The sequence below is a fragment of the Pseudomonas sp. RC10-4-2 genome, assembly GCF_050433085.1.
Lineage (GTDB): Bacteria > Pseudomonadota > Gammaproteobacteria > Pseudomonadales > Pseudomonadaceae > Pseudomonas > Pseudomonas aeruginosa.
In genome coordinates this window covers 189,608-208,823 of sequence record NZ_JBNPXX010000002.1, presented here as the reverse complement: position 1 = coordinate 208,823, position 19,216 = coordinate 189,608, and the positions used below count along the sequence as shown (strand labels likewise).

Sequence of the window (19,216 nt, the reverse complement as noted above, 5' to 3'; positions counted from 1 at the left end):
CCCGCCACGGAAGCGCCGATGGACATCAAGCAACTGAAATTCCTCTGCGCCCTCGACGAAACCCGCCACTTCGGCCAGGCCGCCGCGCGCTGCCACGTCACCCAGCCGACCCTGTCCATGCGCCTGCGCAGCCTGGAGGAAGAACTCGGCCTGGAACTGGTGCGACGCAGCCAGCGCTTCGAAGGCTTCACCGAGGCCGGCGAGCGCGTACTGGCCTGGGCACGCAGCCTGCTGGCGGCCCAGGAAGGGCTGTACGCGGAAGCCGCCGCCTGCCGCGGGCAACTGGTCGGGACCCTGCGCCTGGGCGTGGTGCCGCTGGCCAGCTTCGACCCGATGCGCCTGGTCCAGCACATGGCCGGGCGCCACCCGGAGTTGCGTTTCCAGCTCTATTCCCTGAGTTCGGAACAGGTACTCGAAGGCCTGGCGCGCAACCAGTTCGATCTCGGCGTCTCTTATCTGGACCGTCTGGACCGCAGCCATTTCGAGGGCATCGAACTGGCGGAGACCCGCATGGGCCTGCTCCATCACCCCAGCCATTTCCCGCTCGACGCCGCGCTGCTGAACTGGGAAGCGCTGGCTGGCCTGCCGCTAGGCCTGCTCTCGGCGGGCATGCACTTCCGCCAATCCATCGACCACAACTTCCGCAGCCGCGGGTTGAGCCCCATCGCGCGCCTGGAAACCGACTCGGTACAGCAACTGCTGCAGGCGGTGCAGCGCGGCTTGTGCTGCGCGATCATGCCGCTGGGCAGCGAAGTCGACGGCGAGTTGCGCCTGATCCCCATCGAGGACGCCCATACCCTGGCAGCGCTCGGTCTGATCATCCGCAGCGGACAGCCGCGCTCGGCGCTGGCCGAAGCCTGTTTCGAGGAAGCCCGGAACTGGTTGGCGCCGCAGTCTTGATAGATCACGTCGATCAGCGCATCGGCACAACCGATTAGACGCTGCCCCGCGTCAGGCCTAGGCTGGTGCCACACCTAGAACGATAGGGCCCAGCCCATGCCTTGCCAGCCTGCATGCCCGGTATCCGCGGATACCTGGGCGCCTTCCGCCGTTCCCGACGATTACCGCTACGCCGACCTGCACCTGCCGCAGCAGGTCGGCCAGGCCTCCCTTGCCGCCGAGTGTGCCGTGGCGATCAGCTACAACGGACTGAACCAGGCGGTGATGATGGCCTCGCCCGAGGACATCGAGGATTTCGTCCGCGGTTTCAGCCTCAGCAGCGGCTTCGTGGAGTCCATCGACGACATCTATGAAATCCGCGTCAGCGGCCAGGGCGAATCCCTCCACGCCGAGGTCGAAATCAGCAGCCGCGCGTTCTGGAACCTCAAGCGCCAACGCCGGCAACTGGCCGGCACTTCCGGATGCGGCCTGTGCGGCGTCGAAGCCCTGGAGCAGGCCCTGCCGCAACTGCCGGAACGGTCGCCGCAGGCGCTGCCTCCCGCCGCCCATCTCGGCGCCCTGCGCCAGCGTATCGAGCAGGCCCAGCGACTGGCGCGCCATAGCGGCGCCCTGCATGCCGCGCTGTATTTCGACGGGCATGGCGAGCTGCGCCTGTGTCGCGAGGACATCGGCCGCCACAACGCCCTCGACAAGCTGATCGGCGCCCTGCACCGCCAAGGCCTCGACGCCGCGCGCGGTTTCGCCGTGGTCACCAGCCGCTGCAGCCTGGAGCTTATCCACAAGGCCGTACGTGCCGGGATCGGCACCCTGGTCAGCCTCTCCGCCCCCACCGCCCTGACCGTGCAATGGGCGCGCCGCCACCAACTGAACCTGATCCACCAGCCCCATCACAACGCCCCGCGGGTCTACAGCCCGGCGCCGGCCGCAACCGAGTGAGTCCGCCATGAGCCTGCAACCTCTCCAACCCCGCTACAAGCCCTATGCCGGCGCCGCCGCCGGCTGGGGCGCGCTGCGCAGCGTGGCGCACTTCTGGCTGGACAGCAAACAGCCGTTCAAGAACCTCCGCGCCCTGCTCAAGACCAACCAGAACGGCGGTTTCGACTGCCCCGGCTGCGCCTGGGGCGACTCGCCGGAAGACGGCCGGGTGAAGTTCTGCGAGAACGGTGCCAAGGCAGTCAACTGGGAAGCCACCAAGCGCCGCGTCGACGCGGCGTTCTTCGCCCGCTACAGCGTCAGCGCCCTGCGCGAACAGAGCGACTACTGGCTGGAATACCAGGGCCGCCTCACCGGACCGATGCGCTACGACCCGCTCAGCGACCACTACCAGCCGATCACCTGGGACGCCGCCTTCGCCCTGGTCGCCGAGCACCTGCGACGCCTGGATAGCCCCGACCAGGCGGAGTTCTATACCTCCGGGCGGGCCAGCAACGAGGCGGCCTACCTCTACCAGTTGTTCGTCCGCGCGTTCGGCACAAACAACTTCCCCGACTGCTCGAACATGTGCCACGAAGCCAGCGGCGTGGCACTGGGTCGCAGCGTCGGGGTCGGCAAGGGCAGCGTGACCTTCGACGACTTCGAACACGCCGACGCGATCTTCATCCTTGGGCAGAACCCCGGCACCAACCACCCGCGCATGCTCGAGCCGCTGCGCGAGGCAGTGAAGCGCGGTGCCCAGGTGGTCTGCTTCAACCCTCTCAAGGAGCGCGGCCTGGAGCGCTTCCAGCATCCGCAGAACGCGCTGGAAATGCTGACCAACGGGTCCTCGCCGCTGAACACCGCGTTCTTCCGTCCGGCACTGGGCGGCGACATGGCGGCGATCCGCGGGATCGCCAAGTTCCTCCTCGCCTGGGAGCGCGAAGCCCAGGCCGAGGGTAGCGAGCCGGTATTCGACCACGCCTTCATCGCCGAGCACACCGACGGCCTCGAGGCCTACCTGGCCGAACTGGATGCCACCCCCTGGGAACACCTGGAGCGCCAGTCCGGGCTGAGCCTGGCGGAAATCGAGCAGGCTGCGCGGATGTACCGGCGGGCGAACAGGGTCATCGTCTGCTGGGCGATGGGCATCACCCAGCACCACCATTCGGTGGCGATCATCCAGGAAATCGTCAACCTGCAACTCCTGCGCGGCAACCTGGGCCGCCCGGGCGCCGGTCTCTGCCCGGTCCGCGGCCACAGCAACGTTCAGGGTGACCGCACCATGGGCATCAACGAGCGGCCGCCGGCGGCGCTGCTCGACGCACTGGAACGGCGCTTCGGCTTCGAAGTGCCACGCCACAACGGGCACAACGCCGTCGAGGCGATCGCCGCGATGCTCGCCGGCAAGTCGAAGGTCTTCATCGGCCTGGGCGGCAATTTCGCCCAGGCCACCCCGGACAGTCCGCGCACCCACGCCGCCCTGGCGTCATGCGACCTGACCGTGCACATCAGCACCAAGCTCAACCGCAGCCACCTGACCACCGGCCGCGACGCACTGATCCTGCCCTGCCTGGGGCGCACCGACATCGACCGCCAGGCCGAAGGCCCGCAGGCGGTCACGGTGGAAGACTCGTTCAGCATGATCCACGCATCCTACGGGCAACTGGAGCCGCTCTCGCAGCAGATGCGTTCGGAGCCGGCGATCATCGCCGGCATCGCCAAGGCAACCCTGGGCAACCATCCGGTGGACTGGGACGCGCTGATCGCCAACTACGAGCGCATCCGCGAGCTGATCGCCGACACCATCCCCGGTTTCGCCGACTTCAACCGCCGCGTCCGCCATCCCGGTGGCTTCTACCTCGGCAACTCCGCCGGCGAACGACGCTGGAACACCGCCAGCGGCAAGGCCAACTTCGTCGCCAACCCGCTGCCCCGCGACCTGTTGCCGGCACAGGTGCGCGACAGCGGCCTCGAACCCGACCTGATCCTGCAGACCCTGCGCTCCCATGACCAGTACAACACCACCATCTACGGCCTGGACGATCGCTATCGCGGAGTGAAGGGCCAGCGCGAAGTGGTATTCGCCAACGAGGCGGATATCCGCCGCCTGGGCTACCAGCCGGGCGACAAGGTCGACCTGGTCTCGCTGTGGAGCGATGGCATCGAACGCCGGGTACGCCGCTTCACCCTGCTCGCCTTCGACATCCCGGCCGGCCAGGCAGCCGCCTACTACCCGGAAACCAATCCCCTGGTGCCGCTGGAGAGCGTCGGCGTCGGCAGCCATACGCCGACTTCGAAGTTCATCGCGGTACGCCTGGAAAAGGCCACGGGCGACGGGCGCATTATCTGAAGCCCACGAAAAACGCCGCCTCCTGCAACAGGAGGCGGCGTCTTAAGGAAAAAGTCGATGAAAGGCCTTGAAGGCAGGCCGCTCGTCGGCGTTAGAATGGCCAGCATCCCGCCAGCAAAAATACCGATTTCGACCCTGAAATCGCGCTTCACATTCGGTCTACGACCGCCTCTACTTAAGAAAGTTCCCCATACAAAACAAGTACTTGGAATATTTCGAATTTGCTCTACCAATCGTCGGCTGGCGCTTGTCAGCGGTTTGGGCCAACCCCAGCATCGCAGCCGTCATCCCCACAGAGAGAAACTCTCTATGAAGTATTCCTCGATACTCCTGTTGTCCCTGAGTCTGGTCGGTAGTACCGCCTTCGCAGGCGACGACACCCGCGCGGCCATCGGCGGCGCCTTGGGCGGGGTGTTGGGTTCGGTCGTCGGCGATGCGGTCGGCGGCAGCACTGGCGCCGCGATCGGTAGTGGCATCGGTGGCGCTGCGGGCGGTGCAGTCGGCGCCGGACGCGGCAACAAGACCGAAGCGGCGATCGGCGGCGGCCTCGGTGCCGCAGGCGGCAACGTCATCGGCCGGCAGATCGGTGGCAGCACCGGTGGCCTGATCGGCGCGGCCCTCGGCGGCGCCGGCGGCGGCGCGCTGGGCAACCATTATGGCGACGGCAACCGCCGCTACGACGACGATGACGACTACCGCGACCGTCGCTACTACCGCCGCGCCGGCTATCGCGATGGCTATTACCGGCATGACAACGGCCATCACTATGGCCAGTACAAGAAGTGGAAGCGCCACAAGCATCATCGTCGCTACTACGACGACTGAACCCGCCGCTCCCTACGAGGCAAAGGCCGGGCCGGATGGTCCGGCCTTTGTGCGAACGACCGTATTTCCCTCCCGATTGAAACGATGAGGCACGCACGATGCGTAAATCTCTCCTGGTAATCGCGTTCGGCCTGCTGAGCGCACAAGCCGCGCTCGCCGGCGACTCCACCAAGACCGCGGTGGGCGGCGGCGTAGGCGGTGCCCTGGGCAACGTCGTGGGCGGCGCCATCGGCGGTAGCACCGGTGCCGCCATAGGCGCCGGCCTGGGTGGCGCGGCCGGCGGCGCGATGACCGCCAAGGACGGGCGCAAGACCGAAGCCGCCCTGGGTGGCGGGCTAGGCGCGGCCGGCGGTTCGGTGATCGGCAACAAGCTGGGCGGCAGCACCGGCGCGACCATAGGTGCAGGCCTCGGCGGCGCAGCGGGTGGCGCGGTCGGTAACAACCTGGGCAAGGACAACGACAGCGGTCACCGCGGCAAGAAACACCGCAAGCACAAGCATCGTTGATCGGCATGCTTGCCGAAGCTGATGTGTAAAAGCCCCGCGAACGCGGGGCTTTTACTTTCTACCGTTCGTCAGCCTTTCGGTGCCGTTTTCAACTCGTCGCGAACGATCAGGACGCCACGCGGCGCCTCGATCCCGACCCGGGCCTGGTTGCCGATGATATCGGTGACCAGGATCCGGATGCCGCCTTCGCGCAATTGCCGAATCAGTTCCTCCGCCGGGTAGTCGGCCTTGAGGGACAGGGTGATGCCTTCGCCTTCTCGGCGGGAGAGTATCAGGAAACCCATGTTCCGCGTCCTTGCCAGTCATAGCAGGGGCAAACCGGCCCCTTTGGTGAATGAAATGGTGTGGAGGGATGGTCACAGAACATTGCTCCAGCGTCGAGACTGCAAACGTTCAATCAGAAATGTCCCATCCAGCGCTTCCTGTTCGCCTCACGCCATGTCATGGATTGTCGCACCGGGCTCGCTTTGCTAGCGTGCCGGACATCAATTCCATCCGAGATTTCCAGATGCGCCCGTCGTTCGCCAGTTGGGGCCTGCTTGCCCTCCTGCTCCTGCAAGGCCCGTTGCTCCAGGCCCAGCCGCTGTCACCGGCTCTCCAGCAACTGTTGAGCCTGAGCAGCCAGCGTTTGCAACTAGCCGATCAGGTAGCCCAGAGCAAGGCCCAGTCGGGCAAGGCGGTACAGGACAGCCCGCGGGAAGAACAACAGTTGCAGATGCTCGCCGGACAAGCCGGGAGCCACGGGGTCGGCGCCGAGCAGGTGCGCCTGCTGTTCGCCGCGCAGATCGAGGCGAACAAGCTGGTCCAGTACCGCCTGCTCAGCCGGCCGCTACCGGACGCTGGCCAGGCGGTCGACCTGGAGCGCATCCGCAGCCGCCTCAATCAGCTCAACCTGGAGCTGCTGCGCGGCTACGCCCCGGCGCTCGCCGAACTGCGCCTCGACGACTGCCGGCCGAGGCTCAACCAGGCGCTGCAACGGCAGGTACGCGACGATCGCCTGGACGAGCTGCACGCCATCGCCCTGTCACGGGCGGCGGGCGATCTCTGTCACTGGGCCGCGCTCTGAAGCGCGGCCAGCGCATCGCGTAGTTCCTGCGGAATGGCCACCGGGCGGCTGCTTCGGCGCTCCACGAAGACATGCACAAAACGCCCGGCCGCGCAGGCCTCCCGCTGCCCTTCGAGGAACAAGGCCAGTTCGTACTGCACCGAGCTGCTGCCCAGGCGCGCCACCCGCAGGCCCATCTCGATCCGCTGGGGGAAGGCCACCGGCGCGAAATAGTCGCAGCTGGAACTGACCACCAGGCCGATCACTTCGCCGCCCTGGATATCCAGGCCGCCGCGCTCGATCAGGTAGGTATTCACCGCCGTGTCGAAGAACGCATAGTAGGTCACGTTGTTCACGTGTCCGTAGATGTCGTTGTCGTGCCAGCGCGTGGTGATCGGCTGGAAATGAAGGTACTGCTCGCGCAGCGGTCGCAGGGCGGTCGCCATGCCCGGTCCTCGTAGAAGGGATTCAGTATGCCGCGCGATAGATCGCCAGGGCATCCGCCTCGCCGACCTCGCGCGGGTTGTTGACCAGCAGACGCTGCTGGAGCATCGCGTCGGCGGCCAGGCGCGGCAGCATCGCCTCGTCCACCCCGGCGTCGCGCAAGCGGCTCGGCAGGCCGTTGCGCGGACTGAGCTGGGCCAGTTCGTCGATCAGCTGCACGGTAAGCGCGTCGCGATCGCCCGGACGCAAGCGGTCGCCCAGCAGCAGCGGCGCCAGCTCGGCATAGAGTCCAGCGGCAGCGGGAGCGTTGAAACGGATCACCTCCGGTAGCACCAGCGCATTGCTCAGGCCGTGGGGAATGTGGAAATGCCCTCCCAGCGGATAGGCCAGGGCATGCACCGCCGCCACCGGCGCATTGGCGAAGGCCTGCCCGGCCAGGCAGGCGCCCAGCAGCATGGCCTGGCGCGCCTCGCGGTCGCCGCCGTCGCCTACCGCGCGTTCCAGGTTGGCCGCCAGCAGGCGCAACGCCTCCCGCGCCAGCAGGTCGGACAGCGGGTTCTTCTTCAGTTTGCTGGTATAGCTCTCGATCGCATGCACCATCGCGTCGATACCGGTCGCCGCGGTGACCGCCGGCGGCAAGCCGAGGGTCAGGTCGGCGTCGAGCAGCGCCAGGTCGGGCAGCAAGTGGGGCGAGACCACGCCCATCTTGGTGGTCTCGCCGGTGGTGACGATGGCGATCGGCGTCACCTCGGAGCCGGTCCCGGCGGTGGTCGGCACCTGGATCAGCGGCAGGCGCGGCCCGCGTGCGTTGCCGACCCCGAAGACCTCGCCGAGCCCCTGCCCTGCTTCTGGGTGGGCGAGCAGCGCGACCAGCTTGGCTACGTCCATGGAGCTGCCGCCGCCGAAACCGACCACCAGCTCGGCAGCCATGCCCCGCGCCCGCCCGAGCGCGGCCTCGACCACCGACTCGGGCGGATCGGCGAGCACCTGGTCGTACACCTCGACGGCCAGGCCCAGGCGCGGGAAGCCGGGCAGGATCGCATCCAGCAAGCCGAGCCGGGTGATCCCCGGGTCGGTCACGATCAACACGCGGCGCGCCCTTCGCTCGCGGCAGAGTTCCGCCAGGCGGATGGCGGAGCCGGCCTCGCAGAGGATCTGCGCGGTAGTGGCGAAACTGAAAGCTTGCATATCGGTCTCCTTGGGCGAGACGCCCGTCAGAACGAGAAATGCTCCTCGGGCAGGGCCATCAGGCAGTCGGCGCCACCGAGCAAGGCTTCGCGGTGCATGCTCGCCCGCGGCAGGATGCGCCGCAGGTAGAAATCGGCGCTGCGCAGCTTGGCCCGATAGAAATCGCCCTCGCCGGAGCCGCCGTCCAGCGCTTCCTGGGCTCGTGCCGCGGCTTGCAACCAGAGGGCCGCGAGCAATACGTAGGCGCTGTACTGGAGGAAGTCCACCGAAGTGGCGCCGATCTCCTGGGGATCGCGGGCGCAGGCCTCGAGTACCTGGCCGGTGAGCTGCCGCCACTCCTCCAGGCGTTGCAGCACCGGCTCAGCCAGTGGCGCCAGCGCAGCACGCCCTTGCAGCGCCTCGCTGGCCACCGCCAGTTCGCCTTGCAGCGCCAGCAGTTCGCCGCCCTGGTCGCCGAGCAGCTTGCGGCGGACCAGATCGAGCGCCTGGATGCCATTGGTGCCTTCGTATATCTGGGTGATGCGACTGTCGCGCATCAACTGCTCCATGCCCCATTCGCGGATGAAACCGTGACCGCCATAGACCTGTACGCCGAGGCTGGCGACTTCCTGGCCGACATCGGTAAGGAAGGCCTTGACGATGGGGATCAGCAGCGCTGCACGGCGCGTCGCCGCGCGCCGGCCGTCGGCATCCGGATGGCCGTGTTCCAGGTCGAGCTGGCGTGCGCAGCAGGCCGCCAGCATGCGGCAGCCTTCGACCAGGGTCTTCTGGGTCAGCAGCATGCGCCGCACGTCGGGGTGCACGATGATCGGGTCGGCGACCTTGTCCGGTGCCTGCGGGCCGACCAGGGCGCGCGACTGCAGGCGTTCGCGGGCGTAGCCGAGGGCGCCCTGGAAGGCCCGTTCGGCGATACCCAGGCCCTGCAGGCCGACCTGGAAGCGCGCGTCGTTCATCATCGTGAACATGCAGGCCAGGCCCTGGTTCGCCTGGCCCAGCAGCCAGCCCCTGGCGCCGTCGAAGTTCATCACGCAGGTGGAGGCGCCCTTGATCCCCATCTTGTGCTCGATGGCGCCGCACCCTAGGCTGTTGCGCTCGCCCAGGGAGCCATCGGGATTGGCGACGAACTTCGGCACCAGGAACAGACTGATGCCCTTCACCCCGGCCGGCGCGTCCGCCAGGCGCGCCAGCACCAGGTGGACGATGTTCTCGGTGAGGTCCTGCTCGCCACCGCTGATGAAGATCTTGCTGCCGCTGATCGCGTAGCTGCCGTCGGCCTGCGCCTCGGCGCGGGTGCGCAGGAGGGCGAGGTCGGTGCCGGCCTGGGGTTCGGTCAGGCACATGGTGCCGGCCCATTCGCCGCTCACCAGCTTGCCCAGGTAGTCGCGCCGCAACGCCTCGTCGCCATGCTTGTACAGGGCCAGCACGGCGCCCTCGGTCAGCCCCGAATAGACGCGGAAGGACAGGCTGGCGGCCATCAGCATCTCGTGGAAGCACGCGGAGACCATCTGCGGGAAGCCCTGGCCGCCGTACTCGGTGGGTCCGGTCATGCTCGCCCAGCCGTTCTCGCTGTACTGCCGGTAGGCTTCGCGAAAGCCGGTGGGGGTGGTCACCACGCCGTCCTTCAGCTTCGCGCCTTCCTCGTCGCTGTTGCGATTGAGCGGCGCCACCACCTGGCCGGTGTAGCGCGCGCCTTCCTCGAGCACGCCGTCGATCAGTTCGCGATCGATGCCGTTGCCCAGCAGTTCGCAATGCGCGCCGACATCGAACAGTTCATGGAGAACGAAGCGCATGTCGCGCAAGGGGGCCTGGTAATCCATCTCAGCGCACCTCCTGCAGGTCGGCGAAGGCTCCGCCCTCGGCGGCCAGGCGCTCGACCAGGGACGCCGGCTTCCAGCGCGCGCCGTGGCGCTGTTCGAGGAAACGCAAGCGTTGCAGCAGCTCGGCCGCGCCGAGGCGATCGGCCCAGGCCATGGGACCGCCCTCCGCGGCGGGGAAGCCGTAGCCGTTCAGGTAGACAGTGTCGATGTCGGCACTACGGGCGGCGATACCCTCGTCGAGGATCTTCGCGCCCTCGTTGACCAGCGCCAGCAGGCAACGCTCGAGGATTTCCTCGTCGGCGAAATCGCGCCGCGGGTAGCCCAGCGTCTCGGCAACCCGGAGCACCAGGGCATCCACCTCGGTATCGTGCTCCGCCTGGCGACTGCCCGGCGCGTAGCGGTAGTAGCCGGCACCGCTCTTCTGGCCGAAGCGGCCCATCTCGCAAAGGCGGTTGTCCACCTGCACGGCCGGCTGGTCCTGGCCGACCCCGGCCAACTCGCGGGCGCGCCACTCCAGGTCGATACCGACCACGTCGTACATGCGGAACGGCCCCATGGCGAAACCGAACGCCTGGAGAGCCCGGTCCACCTGGTACGGCAGGGCGCCTTCCAGCAGCATCAGGCGGGCCTCGGTGGCGTAGGGTTCGAGCATGCGGTTGCCGATGAAGCCGTGGCAGTTGCCGGCCACCACGCTGACCTTGCCCATCCGCTCGCCCAGCGCCAGGGCCGCCTCCAGCACCGCCGGCGCGGTCTGCGCGCCGCGCACGATCTCCAGCAGCCGCATGATGTGCGCCGGGCTGAAGAAGTGCAGGCCGAGCACCTGACGCGGACGCGCGGTGACCGCGGCGATGGCGTCGATGTCCAGGTAGGAGGTATTGCTGGCCAGCACCGCGGAGGGCTTCAGCGCCGCGTCCAGCTCGCGGAAGATCGATTGCTTGAGTTCCAGGTTCTCGTAGACCGCCTCGATCACCAGGTCCGCCTCGCGCATCGCGGCGAGGTGCTGGACCGGCGTGATGCGGGCGCGGCGCGCGGCCGCTTCCTCTTCGCCGATGCGCCCCTGGCGCACGTGGTGCGCGTAGGTGTCGGCCACGGCGCCGAGCGCCTGGTTGAGCATCTGCGGGTTGCTGTCCAGCCACTGCACGTCGAGACCGGCGTTGGCCAGGCACATGACGATACCGCGACCCATGGTGCCGGCGCCGATCACCGCGGCCTGGCGGAAGGAAAAGTTCTGGCTCATGGTCTTGTCCTCGTTGTAGCGAGCGCAGGAGGAACGGTGGACGAAACCTGGGGCAGTCCGACCGCACAAAAAGCGACCACTACCTTAGGGGAAGGTCGTACTATTTTTGAAATTTAGTCTTGTGATAGCTGGAATTCAGGCAGTGAATATCCAAACCTTCGACCTCAACCTGCTACGCGTCCTTGACGCGCTGCTGCGCGAACGCAACGTCTCGCGCGCGGCGGAGCGCCTGGCGCTGAGCCAGCCGGCAGTAAGCAATGCGCTGAACCGCCTGCGCGAGCTGCTCGACGACCCGCTGCTGGTCCGCGCCGGTCGTGCGATGCAGCCGACGCCCCGGGCGCTGGCGCTGGAAGCGCCGATCCGCGCGGCGCTGCGGCAGATCGAACAGAGCCTGGGCGACGGCGAGGGCTTCGATCCGGGGCGCAGCCGGCAGCGCTTCACCGTAGCGGTGACCGACTACGTCGAACTGATCTGCATGCCCGCCCTGATGCGCCGCCTGAGTGAGCGGGCGCCGGGAATCTCCATCGCCATCCAGCACCTGACCCCGACCTTGCCGGCCGAGGCGCTGGACAAAGGCGAACTGGACCTGGTGCTAGGCCGCTTCGAAAACGTCCCGGCGCGCTTCCAGCGCCGCCATTGGGCCAGCGAGACCCTGCAACTGGTCGCCCGGCGTCAGCACCCGCTGCTGGCGCAGGCTCCCGACCTGGCCACCTTCCTGGAGCTGCAGCACCTGTGGGTGCACGGCGGGCAGACCAAGGGGATGGTCGACCAGTGGCTGGGCAGCCAGGGGCTCAAGCGGCAAGTGGCCTACACCACGCCGAACTACCTGCAGGCAGCGCACATCGCCGCGTACAGCGACCTGGTCGGCGTCCTGCCGCGACAACTGGCGCACTACTTCGAACGATTGCTGCCCCTGCAATCGTTCGACCTGCCGTTCGACCTCGGCCCGTTCCACCTGGAACTGGTGTTTCTGGCCCAGCGCGAACGCGACATCGCCCTGCAATGGCTGGTCGAACAGATCCGCCAGGTCGGGGCCGCCGGACCGGACTAGGGGAATCCGGGCAGTCAGAAGCGGTCGCGAATGACCAGTTCTTCCCGCGGCAGCTTGCCGCTGCGCGGCCAGGGTTCAACGGCCTTTTTCCCGACCGCGACCATCAGGCCGATCACATGGTTGTCCGGCAGGTTGATCAGCCGGGCCACGGCATCGAAGTCGAAACCATCCATCGGACACGAATCCAGGCCCTGGCCGCGGGCGACCAGCATCAGGGTCTGCGCCAGCAGGCCGCAGCTGCGCATGGCTTCGTCGCGCTGTACCTGGGGCTTGCCGCGGTAGTAGGTGTCGATGGCGCCTGCCATGAACGCCTGTACCGCCTCGGGAGCACCGTCCCAGACCCGCTGCGCGTTGCGCTCCCAACTGTCGAGCTGGGCGCACACCACCACCAGCATCGCCGCGTCGGTGACCTGCGCCTGGTCCCAGGCCACTTCACGCAACTGCACGCGCAATTGCGGATCGCTAACCTCGACCAGCCGCACGTGTTGCAGGTTGAAGGCGGAAGGCGCATGCAGCGCCAGGTCCAGGAGATGGTCCTTCTCTTCGCGAGTCAGGCTGAAGGATGAGTCGTAGCCCTTGATGGCACGGCGACTACGAACGGCGTCTTCGATATGCATGGGGGAAATCCACTGCGAGGGAACAAAGGGGCGCCCACTCTAGGGCATTGGCGAGAAGATAAACCAGACTTCAATAAATCCGACGCAGACCCACAGCAGCTACTTACAGAATTAGGACTAGGACTATTCCTAGGAAGGAATTTTCCTAAGGAATTGTCCTATATTCCACTCCAATGCCAGCGCCTGGGAGAGGGCCCCTCCCGGGACGCACGAACGCAGAAAAATAAGGATGAACTCACGTAGGAGTAAGCTCATGAACAGGATGGGTCAACTGGCTTTGTTCGGTCTTCTTGTAGGAACTTCCAGCAACCTGTTCGCCGCCCCCGGCAGCATCAGCGGCGTCATCCGCTTCACCGGCGCCATTGTCGAGCCACCATGCTCGATGAGCGCTCCCCGCCAAGACGAAAGCAAGGGCAGTTTCCACCTCAGTGGCTGTCCCATGCAGGCGCGCACCGCGGATGTCAGCATCCGTTCGATGAAGACCGGCGAGGTGCGCCACTTGCAACCCAGCGATACGGTCATCGGTGAACGGGATTTCTCGGCGCACTATGAGCTGGCCGGAAGCGATCGCCGCTCCGGCAACTACCTGATCACCGTCACCTACCCCTGACGTTCGCCCATGAAAAAACCGCCCGAAGGCGGTTTTTTCATGGTGCCGAAACGTGGCTTACAGCTGCGGGCCGGCGGCCTTGATCGCATCGGAAACCTCGAATTTCTTGAAGTTTTCGATGAACTGCTTGGCCAGGCCCTTCGCCGCCTCGTCGTAGGCAGCCTTGTCAGCCCAGGTGTTGCGCGGGTTGAGCAGATTGGTCTCGACGCCCGGAACGGCCTTCGGCACGTCCAGGTTGATGATGTCCAGGTGCTCGGTTTCCGCGCCGATCAGCGCGCCGCTCTGGATCGCCGCGATCACGCCACGGGTGGTCGGGATGTTGAAGCGCTTGCCGACGCCGTAGCCACCGCCGGTCCAGCCAGTGTTGACCAGGTAGACCTTGGAGCCGAAGGCCTTGATGCGCTTGATCAGCAGCTCGGCATAGACGCCGGCCGGACGCGGGAAGAAAGGAGCACCGAAGCAGGTGGAGAAGGTCGACTTGATACCGCCGCCGGAACCCATCTCGGTGGAGCCGACCAGCGCGGTGTAGCCGGACAGGAAGTGGTAGGCCGCCTGCTCATTGTTCAGGATCGATACCGGCGGCAGTACGCCGGTCAGGTCGCAGGTCAGGAAGATCACCGCGTTGGGCTCGCCGCCGAGGTTCTTCTCCGAACGCTTCTCGACGTGCTCCAGCGGGTAGGCGGCGCGGCTGTTCTGGGTCAGGCTGTCATCGGCGTAGTTGGGTACGCGCTCTTCGTCGAGAACCACGTTCTCCAGCACGGCGCCGAACTTGATGGCTTTCCAGATGACCGGCTCGTTCTTCTCGGACAGGTCGATGCACTTGGCATAGCAACCGCCTTCGACGTTGAACACCACGCCCTCGCCCCAGCCGTGCTCGTCGTCACCGATCAGGTAACGGCTTTCATCGGCGGACAGGGTGGTCTTGCCGGTGCCGGACAGGCCGAAGAACAGGGTCACATCGCCCGCTTCGCCGATGTTGGCAGCGCAGTGCATCGGCAGCACGTCGCGCTCGGGCAGCAGGAAGTTCTGCACGGAGAACATGGCTTTCTTCATCTCGCCGGCATAGCGCATGCCTGCGATCAGCACTTTCTTCTGGGCGAAATTGAGGATCACGCAACCATCGGAGTTGGTGCCGTCGCGCTCGGGCACGCATTCGAAGTTGGCGACATTGAGGACCTGCCACTCGTCCTTGCCGGCCGGGTTGTACTGCTCCGGCTCGATGAACAGGCAACGGCCGAACAGATTCTGCCAGGCGGTAGCGGTGGTCATCTTCACCGGCAGGTAGTAAGCCTCGGCGGAACCTACATGAACATGGGAAACGAAATGGTCCTGGGCGTTGTTGAACGCTTCCACGCGGGCCCACAGCGCATCGAACTTGTCGGCCGGGAACGGACGGTTGATGTTGCCCCAGGCGATCGCGTCCTTGGTGCTCGGCTCTTCGACGATGAAACGGTCGACCGGCGAACGGCCGGTGCGATGGCCGGTACGTACGACCAGCGAGCCGTTGGCGGCCAGTTCGCCCTCACCGCGGCGAATGGCTTCTTCTACCAGTTGGGCGGCGCTGATATCGGTGTACACGGCGTTGTTGGCTTGCGTCATGTGGTTCCCCGTCGGCCAGAGGCCGAGTCCTCCAAACTTCGTAGCGCTTCAAAAAACTCACTACAGGAAAAAAGTGGCGGGATTATGCCAGAAAAGCCCGCTGGATGAAAAATCGTCAGTGGCGGGTCTCGGAAGGCCCCTGGCTGCCAGCGCCAGCGAACAACTGGGCGACGTCGGAGGCGTCGAACAGGTAGCGCTGGTTGCAGAACTGGCAGTCGATGCTGATCGAGCCTTCTTCCTCCTCGAGCAGCCGCTCGCAGTCGGCCTGCCCGAGACTGACCAGGGCGTTGGCCGAACGTTCCCGCGAGCAACTGCAATGGAAGACCAGCGGTTGCGGCTCGAATAGGCGCACGGTTTCCTCGTGGTAGAGGCGGTGCAGGACGGTCTCGTTGTCCAGCGCCAGCAGCTCTTCGGCGGTCAGCGTGTCGGCCAGGGTGGTCAGGTGCTGCCAACTGGCCTCGCGGGCCTCGGGGTCCTTCAGGCGGTCGGCGGGAAGCTGCTGCAGCAGCAGGCCGCGGGCACGGCGGCCGTTGGCGTTGAGCCAGAAACGGGTCGGCAGCTGTTCCGAGCTGGCGAAGTAGTTGGACAGGCATTCCGCCAGGTTCACCCCCTCCAGGGCGACGATCCCCTGGTAGCGCTGGCCCTTGACCGGGTCCACGGTGAGGGTCAGCACGCCTTCGGGCATCAGTTCCTGCATGCCGGCGTCGGCGCCGATGGACTCCGCCGAATAGCGGGCCAGGCCACGCACCTGGCGGTCGCTGGAACACTCCACCATCAACAGCGGAACCGCGCCGCTGGAGCGCGCCTGCAATACCAGCAGGCCGTCGAACTTGAGCGTGCCGCAGAGCAGCGAGGCCGCCGCGAGCATCTCCCCGAGCAGCTGCGCGACCGGTTCCGGATAGGGATGTTTGGCCAGCACTTCGCTGTAGCTGCGCTCGAGATCGACCATCTCGCCGCGCACGTCGGTATCGTCGAAAAGGAAACGCTGGCTCTGATCTGAATGGGACATGCGGGACACAACGCTACGAATGAGGGAATGACAAGTGAGTGACAAAGGCCTATAAAAGCGCGCTTCGTGACAGTCGTACGCCGACCCGGCGCCGATAGGGGGAAACGATTTTATGGATAATGCCTCTCCGTTCCAAGCGGCCTGGCAATGGCGCAAGTTCGCCATCTGTCATCTTCTGGCGCTCCTGCTGCTGATCCTGTGGCTCTGGGGCCCCACCCGCGAGCTGATGAACGGCTTCGACTTCTGGCTCTTCGACAAGCTCAACGGCTCCCTCGCCCTCAACGAAACCTGGCTGAAACTCTGGGGCCTGCTCAGTACCCGACCGTTCGACGCGGTGGTCGGGGTGATCCTGCTCTGCCTGCTGATTCGCGGCGACTGGCTGCTGCCGGCGAACCAGGTACGGCGGCTGACCTTCGGCTTCATCGTGACCCTGCTGATCCTGGTGGTGATCCGCGTGCTCTACGCGAAGATCGCCCACCACCTGCACTGGCAGCACGCCAGCCTGTCGATGCTGATGGACAAGGCCATCCACCTCAGCGACCACTTCCCGGACTGGGAACGCGTGTGGGAAATCAAGGACCGCTCCAAGCGCAGCTTCCCCGGCGACCACGCCTCGGTGCTGCTGGTCTGGGCGCTGTTCATGTCGCTGTTCGCTCGCCGCGCCGGGCAGTTCCTGCTGATCTGGACCCTGGCCGTGCTGTTCATGATGCCGCGCCTGGTAGCCGGCGCGCACTGGGGCCAGGACGACTACATCGGCGGCCTGCAGATGGCCCTGCTGGCCCTCGCCTGGGGCTGCTACACACCGCTGGCGGCGAAGGCCAGCGGCTGGCTGGTGCAGGTGACCGAACCGCTGTTCCGCCTGCTGGCGAAATTGCCGCTGATCGGCCGCCTCGGCGTGGTCCGCGACTCGGCCTGAGGCCATCCCGGTCTCCCCTGCGGGAGACCGGCGCTTCTCAGTCCTGGCCGCCGCGCAACTGGTGGATCTGCCGCCGCTGCTTCTTGCTCGGCCGCCCCTCTGTCTGTACGCCCAGCGCCCCGGCCTTGCGCATGGCCGCCGCGCGCTCGCGGCTTGCCACGCTGTCCGCGGTTTCCTCGTAGAGAGCCTGGGCCTCCGGCGCGCCACGCCGGACTACGGAAAGCGCGCGAATGGTCACGGTTCGCTCGTCGAAGCCCGTACGAATGGTCAACTCCTCCCCTACCCTGGGTTCCTTGCTCGGCTTGCACCGCTCGCCCCGGCAATGCACCTTGCCGCCCTCTATCGCGGCCTTGGCCAGCGCCCGGGTCTTGAAGAAGCGCGCCGCCCAGAGCCACTTGTCCAGGCGCACCTTGTCGTCGTCTTTCTCGCTCACTGGCATTTCCCGTATTCGTTCCGCCGCTGTCTCGCGACTGTCATCGACAGCCGCTAGGTTCGTCTTCGGCATCCTCGGGCAGCCGTCTGGCGGCCGCCCATAGCCCTGCTAGAATGCCGGCAAAACGCCTGGAATGCCTACCCGTGAAGACATTCGACCAGCTTTCCGTCATCGGTCTGCGCGAGTGGATCGCCTTTCCCGAACTGGGCATGGTCGGGCTGCGCGCGAAGATCGACACCGGCGCCAGCACCTCCAGCCTGCATGCCTCGGACATCGTTCCCTTCGAGCGCGACGGCGAGAAGTGGGTGCGCTTCACCGCCCACCTCGGCACGCTGGTGCAGCGCCGGCACCGTTGCGAAGCGCCGATGGTCGCGCGCAAGAGCATTCGCAGCTCCAACGGCCAGGCCCAGACCCGCTACGTGATCCGCACCACCCTGGCGCTGGGCGATCGCATGTGGCCGGTAGAGTTCACCCTGGCCTGCCGCAAGTCCATGCGCTATCGCGTGCTGCTCGGCTCCAAGGCGCTGATCGCCGGGCAACTGGTGGTCAACCCGGCCCTGGCCTACGTCCAGGATCGTCCCGAGTCGCCGGCCGCCCTGCCCGCGGCGACGAGCATCGACCTGCTCGACGGGAGCCCGGTTTGAGCCATTCGCCGGCAGCACCTGTCCAACCTCCATCCATTCCCGAAACGGCCGGTCCGATGCCTGCCGCGACGACAACCCACAGCCTCGCCGCCGCTGCCCGCCAGCCGGTCCAACCCATCCACAGGTGCTGAATGAAAATCGCCGTGCTGTCGCGCAATCCCCGGCTCTACTCGACCCGTCGCCTGGTGGAGGCCGGGCGGGAGCGCGGCCATGAAATGGTGGTCATCGATACGCTGCGCGCCTACATGAACATCGCCAGCCACAAGCCGCAGATCCACTACCGGGGACAACCGCTGGAGGGCTTCGACGCGGTGATCCCGCGCATCGGCGCCTCGGTGACCTTCTACGGCTGCGCGGTATTGCGCCAGTTCGAGATGATGGGCGTGTTCCCGCTCAACGAGTCGGTCGCCATCGCTCGCTCGCGGGACAAGCTGCGCTCGCTGCAACTGCTGTCGCGCAAGGGCATCGGCCTGCCGGTGACCGGCTTCGCTCATTCCCCGGACGACGTCCCGGACCTGATCGAGATGGTCGGAGGCGCACCGCTGGTGATCAAGCTGCTGGAGGGCACCCAGGGCATCGGCGTGGTCCTCTGCGAAACCGAGAAGGCCGCCGAATCGGTGCTCGAGGCTTTCATGGGGCTCAAGCACAACATCATGGTCCAGGAGTACATAAAGGAAGCCGGCGGCGCCGACATCCGCTGCTTCGTGGTCGGCGACAAGGTGATCGCCTCGATGAAGCGCCAGGCAGCGCCCGGCGAGTTCCGCTCCAACCTGCACCGAGGCGGCAGCGCCAGCCTGATCAAGATCACCCCGGAAGAACGCATGACCGCCATCCGCGCCGCCCGCGTGATGGGCCTGAACGTCGCCGGGGTGGACATCCTGCGCTCCAACCATGGTCCGCTGGTAATGGAGGTGAACTCCTCGCCGGGCCTGGAAGGTATCGAATCCACCACCGGCAAGGACATCGCCGGGATCATCATCCAGTACCTGGAAAAGAACGGCGGCCCCCACCTGGCCAGGACGAAGGGAAAGGGGTGAGCCGGACCAGACAACGCATGCGTTGTCCCGGCCCATCGGACGCACCGCGTTACGCTGGCGATCCCGGCCTCGA

Annotated in this window: 20 protein-coding genes; 11 read left to right on the top strand and 9 right to left on the bottom strand. The window is 66.4% G+C overall.

The genetic code is table 11. The annotated features are described in order from the left end of the window. Positions 1–18 precede the first annotated feature (18 nt). The 5 genes from FHW81_RS08980 (at position 19) to FHW81_RS08960 (ending at position 5,496) form a co-directional block, all read left to right on the top strand. On the top strand, positions 19–900 hold the full coding sequence (locus FHW81_RS08980; RefSeq protein WP_003100042.1) for a LysR family transcriptional regulator: 882 nt from the start codon (positions 19–21) through the stop codon (positions 898–900). A 96-nt stretch (positions 901–996) separates the two neighbouring features. Beyond that, positions 997–1,836 carry a formate dehydrogenase accessory sulfurtransferase FdhD gene (gene fdhD / locus FHW81_RS08975; protein ID WP_003100044.1) on the top strand — a complete coding sequence of 280 codons (840 nt, stop codon included), beginning with the start codon at positions 997–999 and terminating at the stop codon, positions 1,834–1,836. A 7-nt stretch (positions 1,837–1,843) separates the two neighbouring features. Then, positions 1,844–4,165: an FdhF/YdeP family oxidoreductase gene (locus tag FHW81_RS08970; RefSeq protein WP_003114064.1), complete on the top strand. Its 2,322-nt coding sequence runs from the start codon at positions 1,844–1,846 to the stop codon at positions 4,163–4,165. Positions 4,166–4,474: 309 nt separating this feature from the next. Further along, complete coding sequence (locus tag FHW81_RS08965) at positions 4,475–4,990, top strand: hypothetical protein (protein ID WP_003100049.1); 516 nt, start codon at positions 4,475–4,477, stop codon at positions 4,988–4,990. 98 nt (positions 4,991–5,088) lie between these two features. After that, a complete protein-coding gene (locus tag FHW81_RS08960; protein WP_003100051.1) occupies positions 5,089–5,496 on the top strand; it encodes a glycine zipper domain-containing protein in 408 nt (135 codons plus the stop codon). Between the two features lie 68 nt (positions 5,497–5,564). On the opposite strand, the gene FHW81_RS08955 is transcribed toward FHW81_RS08960, so the two are convergent. Continuing rightward, entirely contained in the window at positions 5,565–5,780 is a 216-nt protein-coding gene (locus tag FHW81_RS08955; RefSeq protein ID WP_003096222.1) for a carbon storage regulator, read from the bottom strand. Between the two features lie 224 nt (positions 5,781–6,004). On the opposite strand from FHW81_RS08955, the gene FHW81_RS08950 reads away from it, so the two are divergent. Then, positions 6,005–6,562, top strand: a complete 558-nt coding sequence (locus tag FHW81_RS08950) for a chorismate mutase (protein ID WP_003100053.1) — start codon at positions 6,005–6,007, stop codon at positions 6,560–6,562. Here the strand turns inward: FHW81_RS08950 and FHW81_RS08945 are convergent. Genes FHW81_RS08945 through FHW81_RS08930 form a run of 4 tightly spaced genes read right to left on the bottom strand, consistent with a single transcriptional unit; the run spans position 6,544 to position 11,227 of the window. Further along, the gene (locus FHW81_RS08945) at positions 6,544–6,987 is read right to left on the bottom strand and encodes an acyl-CoA thioesterase (protein WP_003457751.1); all 444 of its coding nucleotides are present in this window, start codon (positions 6,985–6,987) and stop codon (positions 6,544–6,546) included. The genes FHW81_RS08950 and FHW81_RS08945 overlap by 19 nt on opposite strands. 22 nt (positions 6,988–7,009) lie before the next feature. Continuing rightward, positions 7,010–8,173: an iron-containing alcohol dehydrogenase gene (locus FHW81_RS08940; RefSeq protein WP_003114061.1), complete on the bottom strand. Its 1,164-nt coding sequence runs from the start codon at positions 8,171–8,173 to the stop codon at positions 7,010–7,012. 26 nt (positions 8,174–8,199) lie between these two features. After that, entirely contained in the window at positions 8,200–9,990 is a 1,791-nt protein-coding gene (locus tag FHW81_RS08935) for an acyl-CoA dehydrogenase C-terminal domain-containing protein (protein WP_003118026.1), read from the bottom strand. Position 9,991: 1 nt separating this feature from the next. Further along, the gene (locus FHW81_RS08930) at positions 9,992–11,227 is read right to left on the bottom strand and encodes a 3-hydroxyacyl-CoA dehydrogenase (RefSeq protein WP_023090951.1); all 1,236 of its coding nucleotides are present in this window, start codon (positions 11,225–11,227) and stop codon (positions 9,992–9,994) included. Positions 11,228–11,369: 142 nt separating this feature from the next. Between FHW81_RS08930 and FHW81_RS08925 the strand changes: the two genes are divergently transcribed. Further along, complete coding sequence (locus FHW81_RS08925; protein ID WP_003096239.1) at positions 11,370–12,278, top strand: LysR family transcriptional regulator; 909 nt, start codon at positions 11,370–11,372, stop codon at positions 12,276–12,278. A 14-nt stretch (positions 12,279–12,292) separates the two neighbouring features. Here the strand turns inward: FHW81_RS08925 and FHW81_RS08920 are convergent, their stop codons facing one another. Continuing rightward, complete coding sequence (locus tag FHW81_RS08920) at positions 12,293–12,895, bottom strand: nitroreductase family protein (protein ID WP_003100063.1); 603 nt, start codon at positions 12,893–12,895, stop codon at positions 12,293–12,295. 253 nt (positions 12,896–13,148) lie between these two features. On the opposite strand from FHW81_RS08920, the gene FHW81_RS08915 reads away from it, so the two are divergent. Next, the gene (locus FHW81_RS08915) at positions 13,149–13,505 is read left to right on the top strand and encodes a hypothetical protein (RefSeq protein WP_003118029.1); all 357 of its coding nucleotides are present in this window, start codon (positions 13,149–13,151) and stop codon (positions 13,503–13,505) included. Between the two features lie 57 nt (positions 13,506–13,562). Here the strand turns inward: FHW81_RS08915 and FHW81_RS08910 are convergent, their stop codons facing one another. Both FHW81_RS08910 and hslO read right to left on the bottom strand, forming a co-directional pair. After that, the gene (locus FHW81_RS08910) at positions 13,563–15,104 is read right to left on the bottom strand and encodes a phosphoenolpyruvate carboxykinase (protein ID WP_003109982.1); all 1,542 of its coding nucleotides are present in this window, start codon (positions 15,102–15,104) and stop codon (positions 13,563–13,565) included. Between the two features lie 115 nt (positions 15,105–15,219). Then, positions 15,220–16,113, bottom strand: coding sequence for an Hsp33 family molecular chaperone HslO (gene hslO / locus FHW81_RS08905; RefSeq protein WP_003096245.1), 894 nt, complete (start codon positions 16,111–16,113; stop codon positions 15,220–15,222). Between the two features lie 112 nt (positions 16,114–16,225). Between hslO and FHW81_RS08900 the strand changes: the two genes are divergently transcribed. Then, complete coding sequence (locus FHW81_RS08900; RefSeq protein WP_003100069.1) at positions 16,226–17,029, top strand: phosphatase PAP2 family protein; 804 nt, start codon at positions 16,226–16,228, stop codon at positions 17,027–17,029. Between the two features lie 37 nt (positions 17,030–17,066). Here FHW81_RS08900 and FHW81_RS08895 read toward each other — a convergent pair whose 3' ends face one another. Continuing rightward, on the bottom strand, positions 17,067–17,462 hold the full coding sequence (locus tag FHW81_RS08895) for an RNA-binding S4 domain-containing protein (RefSeq protein ID WP_003120401.1): 396 nt from the start codon (positions 17,460–17,462) through the stop codon (positions 17,067–17,069). Between the two features lie 209 nt (positions 17,463–17,671). Here FHW81_RS08895 and FHW81_RS08890 point away from each other — a divergent pair, with 209 nt between their 5' ends. Then, positions 17,672–18,106, top strand: coding sequence for an ATP-dependent zinc protease family protein (locus FHW81_RS08890; protein WP_003146534.1), 435 nt, complete (start codon positions 17,672–17,674; stop codon positions 18,104–18,106). A gap of 131 nt (positions 18,107–18,237) precedes the next feature. Continuing rightward, entirely contained in the window at positions 18,238–19,143 is a 906-nt protein-coding gene (gene rimK, locus FHW81_RS08885) for a 30S ribosomal protein S6--L-glutamate ligase (RefSeq protein ID WP_003096254.1), read from the top strand. Positions 19,144–19,216: the final 73 nt, after the last annotated feature.

Bases quoted from the DNA above. Each gene is read 5' to 3' on its own strand.
- FHW81_RS08965 (WP_003100049.1), top strand. From the start codon at position 4,475: ATGAAGTATTCCTCGATACTCCTGTTGTCCCTGAGTCTGGTCGGTAGT.
- FHW81_RS08930 (WP_023090951.1), bottom strand. From the start codon at position 11,227: ATGAGCCAGAACTTTTCCTTCCGCCAGGCCGCGGTGATCGGCGCCGGC.
- FHW81_RS08970 (WP_003114064.1), top strand. From the start codon at position 1,844: ATGAGCCTGCAACCTCTCCAACCCCGCTACAAGCCCTATGCCGGCGCC.
- FHW81_RS08980 (WP_003100042.1), top strand. From the start codon at position 19: ATGGACATCAAGCAACTGAAATTCCTCTGCGCCCTCGACGAAACCCGC.
- FHW81_RS08940 (WP_003114061.1), bottom strand. From the start codon at position 8,173: ATGCAAGCTTTCAGTTTCGCCACTACCGCGCAGATCCTCTGCGAGGCC.
- fdhD (WP_003100044.1), top strand. From the start codon at position 997: ATGCCTTGCCAGCCTGCATGCCCGGTATCCGCGGATACCTGGGCGCCT.
- FHW81_RS08960 (WP_003100051.1), top strand. From the start codon at position 5,089: ATGCGTAAATCTCTCCTGGTAATCGCGTTCGGCCTGCTGAGCGCACAA.
- FHW81_RS08945 (WP_003457751.1), bottom strand. From the start codon at position 6,987: ATGGCGACCGCCCTGCGACCGCTGCGCGAGCAGTACCTTCATTTCCAG.
- FHW81_RS08955 (WP_003096222.1), bottom strand. From the start codon at position 5,780: ATGGGTTTCCTGATACTCTCCCGCCGAGAAGGCGAAGGCATCACCCTG.
- FHW81_RS08915 (WP_003118029.1), top strand. From the start codon at position 13,149: ATGAACAGGATGGGTCAACTGGCTTTGTTCGGTCTTCTTGTAGGAACT.
- FHW81_RS08935 (WP_003118026.1), bottom strand. From the start codon at position 9,990: ATGGATTACCAGGCCCCCTTGCGCGACATGCGCTTCGTTCTCCATGAA.
- rimK (WP_003096254.1), top strand. From the start codon at position 18,238: ATGAAAATCGCCGTGCTGTCGCGCAATCCCCGGCTCTACTCGACCCGT.
- FHW81_RS08920 (WP_003100063.1), bottom strand. From the start codon at position 12,895: ATGCATATCGAAGACGCCGTTCGTAGTCGCCGTGCCATCAAGGGCTAC.
- FHW81_RS08910 (WP_003109982.1), bottom strand. From the start codon at position 15,104: ATGACGCAAGCCAACAACGCCGTGTACACCGATATCAGCGCCGCCCAA.
- FHW81_RS08950 (WP_003100053.1), top strand. From the start codon at position 6,005: ATGCGCCCGTCGTTCGCCAGTTGGGGCCTGCTTGCCCTCCTGCTCCTG.
- FHW81_RS08900 (WP_003100069.1), top strand. From the start codon at position 16,226: ATGGATAATGCCTCTCCGTTCCAAGCGGCCTGGCAATGGCGCAAGTTC.
- hslO (WP_003096245.1), bottom strand. From the start codon at position 16,113: ATGTCCCATTCAGATCAGAGCCAGCGTTTCCTTTTCGACGATACCGAC.
- FHW81_RS08890 (WP_003146534.1), top strand. From the start codon at position 17,672: ATGGTCGGGCTGCGCGCGAAGATCGACACCGGCGCCAGCACCTCCAGC.